Genomic DNA, 13,403 nt, shown 5'->3' with positions numbered 1-13,403 from the left:
GGAGACGCCCACGACTTGACGAGGTCGTCGCGGATCTCGGCCTGCTGCTGCTTGGAGACGATGTTGGTCCCGAAGTACTGCCATCCGACGTAGCCCAGCATGCCGACGCCGACGAGCACCAGCACGACCCCCAACGCGGTCAGCGCCCGCCCCAGCGGCGTACGGCGCCGGCTCGGGCGTCGCGGTGGCGACACGGTCGCGGTTGACACCCGTCCAGTCTCGCACCGGGAGACCGACGGCACCGTCGACACCTAGAGTCAGGGCGATGAAGACCAGCAGCATGCGCGTCGCCGGCCTCGGGACCACGATCTTCGCCGAGATGTCGGCGCTCGCCGTACGCACCGGAGCGGTGAACCTCGGGCAGGGGTTCCCCGACACCGACGGCCCGCAGGACGTGATCGACGTGGCGGTCGAGGCGATGCGGTCAGGGGCGAACCAGTACGCGCCCGGGATCGGCGTCCCGGCGCTCCGGCAGGCGGTCGCCGACCACCAGCACCGCTGGTACGGGATCGAGCTCGACCCGAACACCGAGGTCGCCGCGACCACCGGCGCCACGGAGGCGATCGCCGCGGCGATCCTCGGTCTGGTCGATCCCGGCGACGAGGTCGTCGTCCTGGAGCCGTACTACGACTCCTACGTGGCGGTGCTCGAGTTCGCCGGCGGCGTGCGCAGGCCGGTGACGCTGCGTGCGCCGGACTTCCGCCTGGACCTCGACGCGCTGAGGGCGGCGGTCGGACCGAGGACCACGATGATGCTGATCAACAGCCCGCACAACCCCACCGGGATGGTGCTGAACCCCGAGGAGCGCGAGGCGATCCGCGACCTGGCCGTCGAGCACGACCTCGTCGTGGTGACCGACGAGGTGTACGAGCACCTCGTCTTCGACGGCCATGCGCACGTGCCCCTCGCGACCCTCCCCGGGATGCGGGAGAGGACGCTCACCATCTCCAGCGGCGGGAAGTCGTTCTCGTTCACCGGCTGGAAGGTGGGCTGGCTGAGCGGTCCGCCCGAGCTCGTCCGCGCGGCCGTGGGCGCCAAGCAGTTCCTCACCTACACCTCCGGCGCTCCGCTCCAGCCGGCGATCGCTCACGCGCTCGGGCACGACGCGGCGTACTTCGAGGGATTCGCCGCGACGCTGCAGGCGCGTCGCGACCAGCTCTGCGCGGGCCTCGACGAGGTCGGCTTCACCACGTACGTGCCCGAGGGCACCTACTTCGCGACGACCGACATCCGACCCCTCGGCTATGAGGACGGCATCGAGTTCTGCCGAGCGCTGCCGGAGATCGCGGGGGTCGTCGCCGTCCCGACGCAGGTGTTCTACGACGACGAGGATGCCGGGCGACCGCTCGTACGCTGGGCGTTCTGCAAGCAGGAGCCGGTGATCGCGGAGGCCCTGCGGCGCCTGCGCGTGGTGTCGGGCTCCCGGCAGTGAGCGGAGTCGCGGTCCCGGGGGCCATCGCGCGCCGAGCAAGTCTGGTCTGGATGTGTTCGGCCGCCGTACTCCTTGGCACGGGCTGCTCGTCGAGCGATGACGGGCCTACCGCGCGCGACGTCCAGCTCTCCGGCGTCGAAGAAATCGCGTGCTCTCGATACATCTTCGAGGGCGTCCTGACCGAGGTGGGCGCTACTAACAAGGACCACCTCGCGCCGATGACGTTCACCGTACGAGATGGCTCAAGCCCCGCACCAACCAGACGGCAACCGTCACCGTGCTCGCCCCCGCTCCCGAGTATCTCGGATTCAAACTCGAGGGCACCATCTTCGTGAACAGCTACCTACGCGACGACGTCGCTGCGGGGATCCTTCCTGTGTCCCAGATGTCCGCAGCTGGGCGCCGACAGCGAGATGTCGAAGTCGCCAAATCTGAGGACATCTCCTGTCCAGCTGTCTGGCTCAACGCTGATTTCGACACGATCGAGTGGCGCGACGACTGGTGACCCGCGACCACGAGCGACAGCGTCATTCACCTTCGGGAGCTCGCGGGCGTGGCAGCAGTTCGCCGGTCCTACACGCCGGGCCACCGACTCCGAGAGCGGCGCCGTCTGGCGTTCTACCCGACGTCAACGAGTCCTTCGACGGCGTCGTCCAAGGCAGCAGGGGCGCGGCCCGGGTACGAGGACGGCATCACGTTCTGCCGACCGCTGCCAGAGACCGCCAGAGTTCAGTGGGCCGCTGCTACCAGCGGCATCCCGAAAGCGGTCTACGGGAAGTTTCGGGTCGTTTGGTTTCGGTCCAGCGTTCTGGGACCGCCGGCCCGAGCGTGTCGTCGACATCGAGGAGGCCGGCGCTCATCGTTCAGAAACGATCAGTTTCGGCCCGTTGTGGATTCCTACAAGAGGAGGAAACCCCGGCGCACCCGCCCAAGAAGGGGGCGCGCTGTCGCCTGCGGCAGCGAGTGGGAGATTTGGTGGAGTTCGGCATCGAGGGGGATGCTCACCGCAACCCTCCTCACGAAAGAAGCTTGCATGGTCTCGCTGTCCGCCGCCGTCGGTATCGCGCTCATCGAGCTCGGGCTCGCCCTCACCCCGGGGCCGAACATGATGTATCTCGTCTCCCGCAGCATCAGTCAGGGATGGCGCGCCGGAATGATGTCACTGTCCGGGACGGCCGTGGGGTTCGTCGTGTACATGGCGATGGCAAACCTAGGGTTGGCGGCAGTGTTTCTCGTCGTCCCGTGGTTGTTCATCGCCCTGAAGGTCGCGGGTGCCGTCTACCTTCTCTGGCTCGCCTACAAGACGCTCCGCCCGGGCGGGAAATCGCTGTTCGAAACCAACGATCTTCCGCGGGACTCGTTCGGCAAGCTTTTTCGCATGGGGCTCCTGACGAACCTCCTCAACCCGAAGGTCGCGATCCTCTACCTCGCGCTTATCCCGCAGTTCATCGACCCCGCAGCCGGCAGCATCGTGGCCCAAGGATTTCAGCTCGGCGCGATCCAGATCCTCGTCGGCGTTGCCGTGAACGGCGCGATCATCCTCGCCGCCGGATCAGTCGCCACGTTCCTACAACGCAAGCCGGCCTGGATGCGGTGGCAGAAGTGGGTCACTGGCACGCTCCTCGGTGCAATCGGCGTGAAGCTCGCGATCGACGCCCCCGCCCCCGCCGTCGCGCCATAGCCGACAGGAGCACTTCGCGTCGCGTTGCCGGAAACTCAGCCGCACCGAAAATCAGGACCGAAACTCCGAGGACCCATAACTGGTTTCGATCCGGGAGGGGTTTACGGCACCCCATTCTCGGGGAATCCCCTTTCTGTCCGGAAACGGTCGTTTCCGGGCTTAATATCGTGACGCTCGAACTCCTGCGGAGACGCGCTGGCGCACCCGCAGTGAAGAACTCGCGACGCTCACCGCTCGCCGAACCAGTCCGGCTGGCCAAGCGAGTGATCGCGCTCAACGAGGAGTGCCCGCATGCGTCACCGGGTCGTGGGCCTGGCGGCGTAGCCGGGAACCGCTGGGCTCCGCCTCGGCGACACCCCCGAGCGTCAGGGGCGGGCTCGGGCGACGGCCTCGATCTCGCGCTCGGGCGCGAACGTCCGCGCCACGAGCAGGATCAGCGGGACGAGGACCAGCGGTACGACGTAGATCCACCGCAGCTGACCACCGGTCGTCAACGCGCCGATCAGCGCCGCGCCGACGATGTTGCCGACGTAGTTGAAGAGGTTGAGACGTGCGATGGCGACGTCGGCATCGGTGCCGGGGATGCTGCCCGCGGCAGCGAACGCGAGCGGGATGACGATCGGCAGCCCCAACCCCATCAGGCCGAAGGCGGCGATCGCCATCCACGACACCGGCGCGGCCACGACCAGGAAGAGCGCGACCAGCCCCACCACGGTGCCGGCGCGGACGACCGGCACGGCGCCGTACCGGCTGACGAACCGGTCGCCGGCGAGCCGCGAGATCACGGCACCAAGTTGGTAGGCCGCATATCCGAGCGGGGCGACGGTCTCGCTCGAGTCGAGCGCCTTGTGCAGATAGAGCGAGCTCCAGCTCATCACCGACGTGTCGGCGAGATAGAAGACGATCACCACGAGTCCCAGGGCCAGCAGAGGCCGCCACGGGACGTGAAGGGACGCGGCGGAGCCCTCGGAGTCGTGGGTGACCTCCTGCTCGACGCCCGGGCCAACGAGGGACGGCGAGACGACGACGGTGACCACGATCCCGACCAGTCCCAGCGCGACGAGCGAGGGCATGAGTCCGATCCCGAGCTCGGCGCTGCCGGCGGCGTACAAGGCGCCGACGATCGCGCCGATGCTCCACATGGCGTGGAACCGGGTCATGATGCTGCGGCCGTAGAGCCGTTGGACGGTCACGCCCTGCATGTTCGTCGCCGCGTCGGCCGCCCCGACGCCGATCCCGTAGACGGCGAAGGCGACGTACATGCCCGGCAGCGACTCCACCAGGCCGACCACGACGACCATCGCGCTGATGATCAGCAGGGCCAGCCGGAGAGCCAGCGCGCTCGAGTGCCGCACCGCGATCCGCTCGGCGAGCAAGGAGCCCGCCCCCGCGATGACCGACGTGAGGAGCAGCATGATCGTGACGTCGGCCTCGGTCACGCCCCGCTCGTCCTCGAACGTCGGCAGCCGCGACAAGATGGTGACCAGGATCGCGGCCTGGAGGAAGAACCCGACCGACGTCGCCAACCGTGCGCGACGCAGCGCGGCCGACGGCGCTTGCGTGATCTTGGACACGCGCACAGTATGTGCCCATGGCAGCTGGCGTGACCAGGGTCGCGAGTCACTCGTCGTTCTGGTGGGGCGCGGCGACCGCGGCGTACCAGATCGAGGGCGCCGCCGACGAGGACGGACGTGGCCCGAGCATCTGGGACACCTTCTGCGCCGAGCCGGGCCGGGTCACCGACAGCTCGTCCGGTGCGGTCGCGTGCGACTCCTACCACCGGTGGCCCGAGGACCTCGACCTCCTGGCCGGTCTCGGCGCGAACGCGTACCGGTTCTCCCTCGCCTGGCCACGGGTGCAGCCCCGCGGCCAGGGACCCGTGAACCAGGCAGGGATCGGCTATTACGACCGACTCCTCGATGGCCTCCTGGAGCGGGGGATCGCGCCGGTCCCGACCCTCTTCCACTGGGACCTTCCCCAAGCCCTCCAGGACGCCGGTGGCTGGATGGCGCGCGAGACCGCCGAGAGGTTCGCCGAGTACGCCGCGGTGGTCGCCGAGGCGCTCGGCGACCGGGTCGCGGCCTGGGGCACCCTCAACGAGCCGTTCGTGCACATGGCGTTGGGATACGCCTTCGGCACCCACGCACCGGGAGAGACTCTGCTCCTCGACGCCTTCGCGGCGGGGCACCACCAGCTGCTCGCGCACGGGCTCGCGACGCAGGCGCTACGAGCAGGGCCGGGTGACGCGCCGGTGATGCTCGTCAACAACCTGACACCCGTACGCGCGGCGTCGACCTCGGCGACGGACACCGCCGCGGCGCGCGCGTACGACGCCTTCCACAACAGGATGTTCCTCGACAGCGTGCTCCGTGGCGCCTACCCCGACGAGCTCGGTGCCGCCGTGGCCGGTGCCGGCGCGGTGGTGCGAGACGGCGACCTGTCGGTGATCGGGCAGCCACTGGACCTGCTGGGCGTCAACTACTACAACCCCACGCAGGTGAAGGCGCCCGGTCCGGGCAGTCCGCTCCCGTTCGAGCTTGTGCCGATCGAGGGTCCGGCGCAGACCGGCTTCGGCTGGCCGGTCGTCCCCGACGGGCTCACCGAGCTCCTGGTCGGGTTGCGCGACACCTACGGGGCCGGGCTCCCGCCGATCGTGGTCACCGAGAACGGCTGCTCGTACCCCGACGAGCTCTCGCCCGACGGGACGGTCGACGACTCCGACCGCATCGCCTTCCTCGACGCCCACATCGGTGCGGTCGGCGAGGCGCGCGCGGCCGGCGTCGACGTCCGCGGCTACCTCGTGTGGTCGCTGCTCGACAACTTCGAGTGGGCCGAGGGCTACACCCAGCGGTTCGGGCTCACCTACGTCGACTTCTCGACAGGCCGGCGCACCCCGAAGGCCTCGTACGGGTGGCTCCGTGACCGGATCGCCCGGGGCTGGTGAGGACGGGTCACAGCCAGCCGTTGTCGCGGGCCAGCAGCGCCGCCTCGGTCTTGTTGCGGGTGCCGGTCTTGCTGATCGCGACCGAGAGGTAGTTGCGGACGGTGGCCGGCGAGAGGTGGACGCGGCCGGCGATGTCGACGATCGACGAGCCGTCCTCGGCTGCCGCGAGGACCTCCTTCTCGCGCGGCGTCAACGGGTTCGCGGGTGCCCGCAGCGCCGCACCGGCGAGCTCGGGGTCGACGACGGTGCCGCCGGCGGCGACCCGCCGGATGGCATCGGCGAGGCCCTCCACGGGCGCGTCCTTGACCAGATAGCCCCGAGCGCCGGCGGCCATCGCCCGCTGGAGGTACCCGGTGCGCGCGAAGGTGGTGACGATGACGACACGGCACTCCGGAAGCACGGTCGCGAGCTGCTCTGCCGCCTCCAGACCGCTCACATGCGGCAGCTCGATGTCGAGGAGTGCCACGTCCGGCCGCTCGCGGAGAGCAGTCGGCACGATGTCGTCGCCGTCGTCGACCTGGGCGACCACCTCGAGGTCGTCCTCGAGGTCGAGGAGCACCGCGAGCGCGCCCCGCATCATCGCCTGGTCCTCGGCGAGAAGGAGCCGGATCACGTCACCGGCACCCGCGCGACCAGACGGAAACCCTCGTCCGCCGGCTCGTACGTCAGCAGACCCCCCACCGCCGCGACCCGCCGACGAAGCCCTTCGAGCCCACCGTCACGTCTGCTCACCTCGAGAGGCCCCCCGACCCCGTCGTCGGCGACGGTCAGCTCCACCTCTCCGTCGACGCCGGTCAGCGCGAACGTCGCCTGCGTCGCGCCAGAGTGCCGGATGACGTTCGTCGCGCCCTCGCGCACCACCCAGGCGAGCGTCTCGTCGACCGGTTCGGGGAGCTCACCACCGAAGGGAACCACCTCGCTCCGGATCCCCGCCGCGTACAAGGCGTGACGTGCGCCCTCGAGCTCCTCCGACAGCCGCGGCGCCCGCACCGCGTCCACCGCGCGCCGTACGTCGACGAGCGCGTCGCGGCCGATCCGCTCGATGTCGGCGGCGTGCACGGCCGCAGCCGCCGGGTCGCGCTCCGCGAGCCTCCGTACCGCCTGCGCCTTGACCACCATCACGCTCAGGGTGTGTCCCAGGAGGTCGTGGAGGTCGCGTGAGAACCGCTCACGCTCCTCCGCCACGGCCACCCGGGCGAGCTCGGCGCGCGTGCACCGCAACGCCGCGTTCGCCTCGAGCAGCCGGAGGTAGGCCGTCGTCGCTCCGCCAGCGAGCAGCACCCCCGCGACGCCGATCCAGAACGTTTCGCCGACGTCGTCGACCCTCCACATCGCCGTCGCCGAACCGGCAGCCGCGGCGACGACGGTCACCGCCAACGGCCACCCCCTCAAGACGACGGGCGCGGTGATCGCGAGCAGGGTCCACGGAGTCATCCAGCCTTCGCCCTGCGTGGACGCGACGACCGTCGCCACACCGAGGACGACCAGTGCCGCGACGCGTCCGGTCAGCACGGTGGCGACCGAGGCTGCCGCCACCGTTGACAGGATCGCGATCTGACCGAGGACCTGCGCCGACCCGCCGTGCAGGGCGAACAACGGGACACCCGCGAGCAACGGGACCCAGACGAGGACAGCGGCGTACCGTCGCGCCTGGCAGCCCCACGTCTCGGCCATGAGGTTCAACCTACTGCTCGTCCGCGTGCGGCGACGCGCTCGCGTGGACCGTCGACGGGCCCGTGAACATGCCGCAACCACAGGATGGCCACCGCCGCGACGACCACGTGAATGCTCATCAGCGCGACCACCGCACGCGCCGACAGCGCCGAGGTCGGCGACATCAGCGAGACGACTGCGAAAGCCGTCGCGATCCAGGTCCACCACCGCAGCCCCGCCTCCGAGCGCCGCTGCATCCATCTCAACAACGCCGCACCGACGAGGACGAAGGCGATCGTGCTGAGCACGACCGACACCACGCCCACCTCCTGGACGCCGCCGCCGAACCCCTTCACCTCGAGCTCCACGCCGATGACCTGGCTCCACAGCAACCAGACGAACGCAGCGGCTGCAGCGCTCACCACCGCCGCTGCCAGGTCGTCGAGGAAGGTGCCCCGCCGGTCCGCGGTCTCCGACGTACCGACCCGGCTCAGCTGCTCTGTCATGTCGCTCCTCCGTCCACGGCCCGACCTGGGCCGTACGGACGACGCTACGGAGCGACGTGGGGCGGCTCCCAGAGCGAAAAGTGGGCAGTCGGGGATGACATCTGTCCTCCCGCGCAGCCCGTCCCCTCAGGAGGCGAAGAGGCGCTCAGGCCCGAACTGGAACCAGATCGCCGAGACGACGGCGACGTACCAGAGGAGGACGATCAGCAGCGTCCAGTTGGAGACGAAGCGGGTCACCGCCGACGTCGGGGCCCAGGATCGCAGGTTGCGCGCGGTCACGGCCACGAACAGCGGGATCGTCACCGTCCACACCACCATGCAGTAGGGGCACAGCTTCACGAGGTTGTAGATGCTCGTGTACTGCAGGAAGGTGATCAGGGCGACCGCGAGGACCGCGCCGACCTGGAGCCCCACCCAGAACCACTCAGGCAGCCGCGTGCCCGAGAGCAGCAGCACGCCGAGCGTGGTCACCACGGAGAAGCCGGCGAGGCCCAGGAACGTGTTGGGGAAGCCGAAGAGTGAGGCCTGCCAGCTCGAGACGACGCCGCCGCAGTCGACCCAGGGGTTGATCGAGCAGGCGAGGCTGGCGCCAGGGGTCTCGAGGAGCTTGATCTTGTCGTAGGTGAGCATCGCCGAGGCGACCAGTCCGATCACGCCGCCGATCGCCATCAGCCACGCCAGAGGGCTCGCTGTCCCGGTGGCGTCCACGGCACCGTCGCGCGCCGTCACCTCGTCCTCGATGTCGATCACCTGCCCATCCTAGACAGTGCGGCCGCCGGCGCGCCGAGCAGTCGGGTGACACGTCTCACCGCGTACGAGGAACTTGGAGTGGTCGAGACCACGTTGTCCTGTTGGACTGATTACGTATCCCCGGAGGGGCGTCAAGGGAGGAGAGCATGGACTCGGGACGTACTCGAACACCGCGGCGGATGTGGATCGGGCTGGTCACGACGACGGCCGCTGCCGCACTGACGCTGCTGCTCTGCGTCACGGGGTTGCCGGACGCTCTCGTGGTGCCGGTCCTGGTCGTGCTGCTGTCCGTGATGACCGGTGGCCTGGTCGCCGACGTGCTCGTACGGCGCGACTGGCGCCGGACCGTCCGGGCCCAGCGCCGATGGCTCAACGGGCTGCCGACGGACCTCCCCGACTATCGCGGCTCGGTCGAAGAGCGTGAACGCGTGCTGTTCGGCTGGGAGAGCCGATGGTGGCGCCCGCTCGGGACCCTGTTCCTGGTGGCCCTCAGCGCTGCACTCGTCCCCTTCAACCTCCTGCTCCCCCTCGCGCCCGACGCCCCGGTCGATCAGCTGGTGGCCGGGTGGGTCACCGCGACGCTGGTGCTCACGGCGGTCCTCGTCGTCCGTACGGTCCACGCGGCCCGACTGGACAGCACCGGCCTCGTCTTCCCCACGCCTCGCCCGGCCTCGGTCGAGAGCTCGGCCGCCGAGCCGACCCGCAGCGCCGCCGCGATCGCACGCGAGGAGAGCATCGCGAAGTACCTCGTCGTCGAGGAGGAGGTCGCCCCGGAGATCCAGCTCGCCCGCGAGCTGGACCGGCTGACGTCGCTGCTCAACGACCCCGGAGTGCCTCGGCCGTATCTGCCGGTGCCGGCGGGGTGGATGCCGACCGCGGAGGCCGAAGCCACACCGGAGGAGCCGGTGGCCGAGGCTGGGCCTGAGGATGAGGCCGGTCCTGAGGCCGAGACAGGCCCTGAGGCCGAGGAGCCCACGGTCGAGCGGCCGGTGGTCGAAGATCGCGCAGCGGACGAGCCCGCGGACGCTGACGAGTCCGGCGAGTCCGACCGCCCCAGCTCCGAGGGCGAGCTCGACAAGCTCGCCAAGTGGTTCCGCGCCGCCTGAGGCCGTCAGCCCTTGGGCTCTTCGGAGTCCTCCGCCCCCTGCTCCTGCTCGTAGTCACGCTCCCACTCCGACCGGGCCTCGGCGGCGGCGGCGTCCCGCTCGTCCTGGGCGGCACGGAGTGCGACGAGCGCCGAGGCGACGGCTCCGGACTCGGCCACCTCGTACGGGGTCCCTCCGATCGTGACCACGGGGACCACCGGCTCGAGGCGTCGGGCGCAGTCGGCGAGCGCGTCTCCGAGCCCGGCACCGCCCTGCCCGAGGTGGAACGAGCCGACGGCGAGGACGGTGCCCCCAGGGAGGGACTCGACGCGCTTGTCGAGCACGTCGTGGCCGATGTCGTGCTCGTCGAGGGCCGCGAGGAGCTCAGCGGTCCCCTTCTCCGAGACCGCCACCTCCACGGTCTGCGTCCCCGCGAGACCCTCGCCGATGTGAATCTCCACGTCGCTGCTGCTGCCCGTCATCAGGCGCCCCCTCTGGTGGTGGTGATCCCGGCCATCATGGCGTCCGGGACGATGGTCCGCATCCGTCGTGCGGTCAGCTCGTCGGGCCGAAGCGCTCGGTGCGGATCCGGCGCGCGTCGTGACCGAGGGCGAGAAGCATGTCCGCGGCACTCTCGACGAAGCCCGTCGGCCCGCAGATGTAGGCGGTCGGCGCGAAGTCGGGCGGCCACCCGCCCGTGTTCACGTCGGCGACGGTGAGCCGTCCGGCCGGACGGCGAGACCCCTCGGGCGCCTCTCGGGTGTAGACCTCGGTGACGTCGACACCCGGATCGGGCATGCGCAGCTCCGAGCGGTAGAACATCTCCTCGCGCGAGCGGACGGAGTAGACGAGCCGGAAGGGGGCCTTGCTGCCGGCCTCCCTGCGCGCACGAACCATCGCCATGAGCGGGACGATGCCCGAGCCGCCGGCGACCAGGAGCACGGGCTCGGTCTGGTCCGGCCGCCACACGAACCATCCACCGATCGGTCCGCGCACCTGCAGCTCGGAGCCGATCTCGAGCTCGTCGACCAGGAAGGGCGACACCTCACCGCCGTCGATCGCCTGGACCGTGATCTCGGCCCGGTCCGGCTCTCCTGCCCGCGCGAGCGAGTATTCGCGGTCGGCGGTGTATCCGTCCTCGGCGGTGAGGCGGATCTCCACCCGCTGCCCGGCGGTCGCCGCCGGCTGCCCCTCGACGTGCAGGAGAAGCGTCGCGGCAGTCGCCGTCTCGGTGCGACGGGCGAGCACCACGGCTCGCCTCCACGGCATCCCGGTCACGTGCCGGGGCCTCAGTCGCCCGCGTAGCGCTGCTCGCGCCAGGGGTCGCCGTAGTCGTGGTAGCCCGCGCGTTCCCAGAACCCTTGCCGGTCCGTGGTCATCAGCTCGAGCCCGGTGACCCACTTTGCGGACTTCCAGAAGTAGAGGTGGGGCACGAGGAGCCGTGCCGGTCCGCCGTGCTCGGGCCGGAGCGGCTGCCCGTCGTAGCCGTACGCGACCCACGCCTGTCCGTCGCGCAGGTCCGCGAGCGGGAGGTTGGTGGTGTAGCCGCCGTACGAGTGCGCCATCGCGTACGAAGCGCCGGTGTCGATGCCCGACAGCAGGACGTCGAGGCTGACTCCTGTCCACCGGGTGCCGAGCTTGCTCCACTTGGTGACGCAGTGGATGTCGACGGTGATGTCCTCGCGCGGGAGCGCCTGCAGCTCCATCCAGCTCCAGTGGTGCTTCTCGCCGCCCTCGGTGGTGATCGTGAAGGACCAGGCCCCCGGGGCGACCTGCGGGGTGGGTCCGGCCGACAGCACCGGGAAGCCACGCTCGAGGTACTGCCCCGGGGGAAGGGTGACGTCGTCGTCACCGCGCCGGCCGCGGAACCCTCGCGTGATGATGTTCATCGCGTCCTCCGTCGGGTGGGCAGAGCACGAGCGTAGAGGGTCCGACCGCCTGCCCGCACGGCTCGTGCACGACACACTGGTGTGCGTGACGATCGTCGTGGACGACCTCGACCGGGCTGCCGACCGCGCTCACCGACTCGTACGAGACGGTGGACGCCTCCTCGGGATCACCGGCGCACCGGGGGTGGGCAAGTCGTGGCTCGTCGGGGAGCTCCTTGCGAGGGCGACCGATCTGGACGTCGCGCACCTCCCGATGGACGGGTTCCACCTGGCCGACGTCACTCTGGACCGGCTGGGGCTGCGCGACGTGAAGGGGGCGCCCACGACCTTCGACGTCGGCGGGTACGCCGCCACGCTCCGCCGGATCGCCCGCCGCGAGGAGGAGGTCGTCTACGGCCCGGCGTTCGAGCGCGAGCTGGAGCAGCCCGTGGCCGGGGCGATCGCGGTTCCGCGTGCCGCCGAGCTCGTGCTCACCGAGGGCAACTACCTCCTGCTCGAGGAGCCCGGCTGGCAGGCGGTGAGAGCGCTGCTCGACGAGGTGTGGTTCCTCGCCGAGGACGAGGAGCTCCGCGTACGCCGGCTCGTGGCGCGGCACGTCGCCTTCGGGAAGTCGCCGGCCGAGGCCGAGGCGTGGGTGGCGCGCAGCGACCAGGCCAACGCGCGGCTGGTCGAGGCCACGCGAGCACGGGCCGACGTCGTCGTCCGGCTGACCTGATCAGGCGTTGCGGCGCTGCTCCCGCAGGAGGTTCGAGCCGATGATCAGGCGCTGGATCTCGCTCGTGCCTTCATAGAGGCGGAGGAGTCGGACGTCGCGATAGATGCGCTCGACGGTCGAGTCCCTCATGTAGCCGGAGCCGCCGTGGACCTGGACCGCGAGGTCGGCGACGCGGCCGGCCATCTCCGTGCAGTACAGCTTCGCCGCGGACGGGCCGATCCGGCGGTCCTCTCCGCTGACGAAGCGGCGGGCGGTGTCGCGGACGAGGCTGCGGCCGGCGAGGACACCGACCTGCTGGTCGGCCAGCATCGCCTGGACGAGCTGGAAGTCACCGATGGGCGTGCCTCCCTGGGTGGCCGTCGCTGCGTACGCGACCGACTCGTCGAGGGCCCGCTGCGCCTGGCCCACCGCGAGCGCGGCGATGTGGACGCGGCCTTTGGCCAGCGACGTCATCGCGGCGCGGTAGCCGACGTCGACCGCGCCGCCGACCAGCGCGTCGTCCGGGACGCGGACGTCGTCGAGGTGCACGTCGGCCGTCCAGGCGCCTTCCTGGCCCATCTTGCGGTCGTGCGGTCCGACGGTGACCCCCGCCGTGCCGCCCGGCACGAGGAAGACCGCGATCTGGTCGCCCTCCTCCGCGTCGACGCGGGCGAACACCATGAAGAGGGCGGCGAGCGGAGCGTTGGTGATGAACCGCTTCTCCCCGGTGATCGACCACCCGTCGTCGACGCGCACCGCCCTGGTGCGC

General features: G+C 70.5%; 14 protein-coding genes and 1 pseudogene. 5 read left to right on the top strand and 10 right to left on the bottom strand.

Features of this window, described 5'->3' with window-relative positions; all coding sequences use genetic code 11:
- Nucleotides 1-209, bottom strand: a pseudogene (locus tag PV363_RS10035) (hypothetical protein); the annotation flags it as partial.
- Nucleotides 210-265: 56 nt separating this feature from the next.
- Here PV363_RS10035 and PV363_RS10030 point away from each other — a divergent pair.
- Together PV363_RS10030 and PV363_RS10025 are read left to right on the top strand one after the other, a co-directional pair.
- Nucleotides 266-1,432 (top strand): pyridoxal phosphate-dependent aminotransferase, encoded by a 1,167-nt coding sequence (locus PV363_RS10030; RefSeq protein ID WP_220343211.1) that lies wholly within the window; start codon nucleotides 266-268, stop codon nucleotides 1,430-1,432.
- 1,033 nt (nucleotides 1,433-2,465) lie between these two features.
- Nucleotides 2,466-3,113: a LysE family translocator gene (locus PV363_RS10025; protein ID WP_220343209.1), complete on the top strand. Its 648-nt coding sequence runs from the start codon at nucleotides 2,466-2,468 to the stop codon at nucleotides 3,111-3,113.
- Between the two features lie 365 nt (nucleotides 3,114-3,478).
- Here PV363_RS10025 and PV363_RS10020 read toward each other — a convergent pair whose 3' ends face one another.
- Entirely contained in the window at nucleotides 3,479-4,693 is a 1,215-nt protein-coding gene (locus PV363_RS10020) for an MFS transporter (protein ID WP_366525469.1), read from the bottom strand.
- Nucleotides 4,694-4,704: 11 nt separating this feature from the next.
- Between PV363_RS10020 and PV363_RS10015 the strand changes: the two genes are divergently transcribed.
- Complete coding sequence (locus tag PV363_RS10015) at nucleotides 4,705-6,057, top strand: GH1 family beta-glucosidase (protein WP_301022253.1); 1,353 nt, start codon at nucleotides 4,705-4,707, stop codon at nucleotides 6,055-6,057.
- Nucleotides 6,058-6,064: 7 nt separating this feature from the next.
- Here the strand turns inward: PV363_RS10015 and PV363_RS10010 are convergent, their stop codons facing one another.
- The 4 genes from PV363_RS10010 to PV363_RS09995 form a co-directional block, all read right to left on the bottom strand.
- Complete coding sequence (locus tag PV363_RS10010; RefSeq protein WP_220343206.1) at nucleotides 6,065-6,670, bottom strand: response regulator transcription factor; 606 nt, start codon at nucleotides 6,668-6,670, stop codon at nucleotides 6,065-6,067.
- Nucleotides 6,667-7,731, bottom strand: coding sequence for a sensor histidine kinase (locus PV363_RS10005; RefSeq protein WP_301022252.1), 1,065 nt, complete (start codon nucleotides 7,729-7,731; stop codon nucleotides 6,667-6,669). The genes PV363_RS10010 and PV363_RS10005 overlap by 4 nt, the downstream gene beginning before the upstream one ends.
- Before the next feature lie 5 nt (nucleotides 7,732-7,736).
- On the bottom strand, nucleotides 7,737-8,216 hold the full coding sequence (locus PV363_RS10000; protein WP_301022251.1) for a DUF6069 family protein: 480 nt from the start codon (nucleotides 8,214-8,216) through the stop codon (nucleotides 7,737-7,739).
- Between the two features lie 126 nt (nucleotides 8,217-8,342).
- A complete protein-coding gene (locus tag PV363_RS09995; protein ID WP_220343203.1) occupies nucleotides 8,343-8,966 on the bottom strand; it encodes a vitamin K epoxide reductase family protein in 624 nt (207 codons plus the stop codon).
- Nucleotides 8,967-9,112: 146 nt separating this feature from the next.
- Here PV363_RS09995 and PV363_RS09990 point away from each other — a divergent pair, with 146 nt between their 5' ends.
- Complete coding sequence (locus tag PV363_RS09990; protein WP_301022250.1) at nucleotides 9,113-10,072, top strand: hypothetical protein; 960 nt, start codon at nucleotides 9,113-9,115, stop codon at nucleotides 10,070-10,072.
- A 5-nt stretch (nucleotides 10,073-10,077) separates the two neighbouring features.
- Here the strand turns inward: PV363_RS09990 and PV363_RS09985 are convergent, their stop codons facing one another.
- The 3 genes from PV363_RS09985 to PV363_RS09975 form a co-directional block, all read right to left on the bottom strand.
- Nucleotides 10,078-10,533 (bottom strand): hypothetical protein, encoded by a 456-nt coding sequence (locus PV363_RS09985; protein ID WP_220343201.1) that lies wholly within the window; start codon nucleotides 10,531-10,533, stop codon nucleotides 10,078-10,080.
- A gap of 73 nt (nucleotides 10,534-10,606) precedes the next feature.
- A complete protein-coding gene (locus PV363_RS09980; protein ID WP_301022249.1) occupies nucleotides 10,607-11,302 on the bottom strand; it encodes a ferredoxin reductase in 696 nt (231 codons plus the stop codon).
- Nucleotides 11,303-11,340: 38 nt separating this feature from the next.
- On the bottom strand, nucleotides 11,341-11,940 hold the full coding sequence (locus PV363_RS09975) for a sulfite oxidase-like oxidoreductase (protein ID WP_220343200.1): 600 nt from the start codon (nucleotides 11,938-11,940) through the stop codon (nucleotides 11,341-11,343).
- A gap of 85 nt (nucleotides 11,941-12,025) precedes the next feature.
- On the opposite strand from PV363_RS09975, the gene PV363_RS09970 reads away from it, so the two are divergent.
- Nucleotides 12,026-12,655, top strand: a complete 630-nt coding sequence (locus tag PV363_RS09970; RefSeq protein WP_301022248.1) for a nucleoside/nucleotide kinase family protein — start codon at nucleotides 12,026-12,028, stop codon at nucleotides 12,653-12,655.
- Here the strand turns inward: PV363_RS09970 and PV363_RS09965 are convergent.
- On the bottom strand, nucleotides 12,656-13,403 hold a 748-nt coding region (locus tag PV363_RS09965), incomplete at its 5' end, for an acyl-CoA dehydrogenase (protein WP_301022247.1). It lies immediately after the preceding gene.

Origin of the sequence: Mumia sp. (assembly GCF_028803055.1) — a bacterium.
Taxonomy (GTDB): domain Bacteria; phylum Actinomycetota; class Actinomycetes; order Propionibacteriales; family Nocardioidaceae; genus Mumia.
The sequence above is the reverse complement of the archived record's forward strand: the minus strand, read 5'-3'. Positions and strand labels throughout refer to the sequence as shown.

Coding starts and splice junctions, on each gene's coding strand:
- PV363_RS10030 (WP_220343211.1), top strand. CDS start 266: ATGAAGACCAGCAGCATGCGCGTCGCCGGCCTCGGGACCACGATCTTC.
- PV363_RS10025 (WP_220343209.1), top strand. CDS start 2,466: ATGGTCTCGCTGTCCGCCGCCGTCGGTATCGCGCTCATCGAGCTCGGG.
- PV363_RS10015 (WP_301022253.1), top strand. CDS start 4,705: ATGGCAGCTGGCGTGACCAGGGTCGCGAGTCACTCGTCGTTCTGGTGG.
- PV363_RS10005 (WP_301022252.1), bottom strand. CDS start 7,731: ATGGCCGAGACGTGGGGCTGCCAGGCGCGACGGTACGCCGCTGTCCTC.
- PV363_RS10000 (WP_301022251.1), bottom strand. CDS start 8,216: ATGACAGAGCAGCTGAGCCGGGTCGGTACGTCGGAGACCGCGGACCGG.
- PV363_RS09990 (WP_301022250.1), top strand. CDS start 9,113: ATGGACTCGGGACGTACTCGAACACCGCGGCGGATGTGGATCGGGCTG.
- PV363_RS09985 (WP_220343201.1), bottom strand. CDS start 10,533: ATGACGGGCAGCAGCAGCGACGTGGAGATTCACATCGGCGAGGGTCTC.
- PV363_RS09975 (WP_220343200.1), bottom strand. CDS start 11,940: ATGAACATCATCACGCGAGGGTTCCGCGGCCGGCGCGGTGACGACGAC.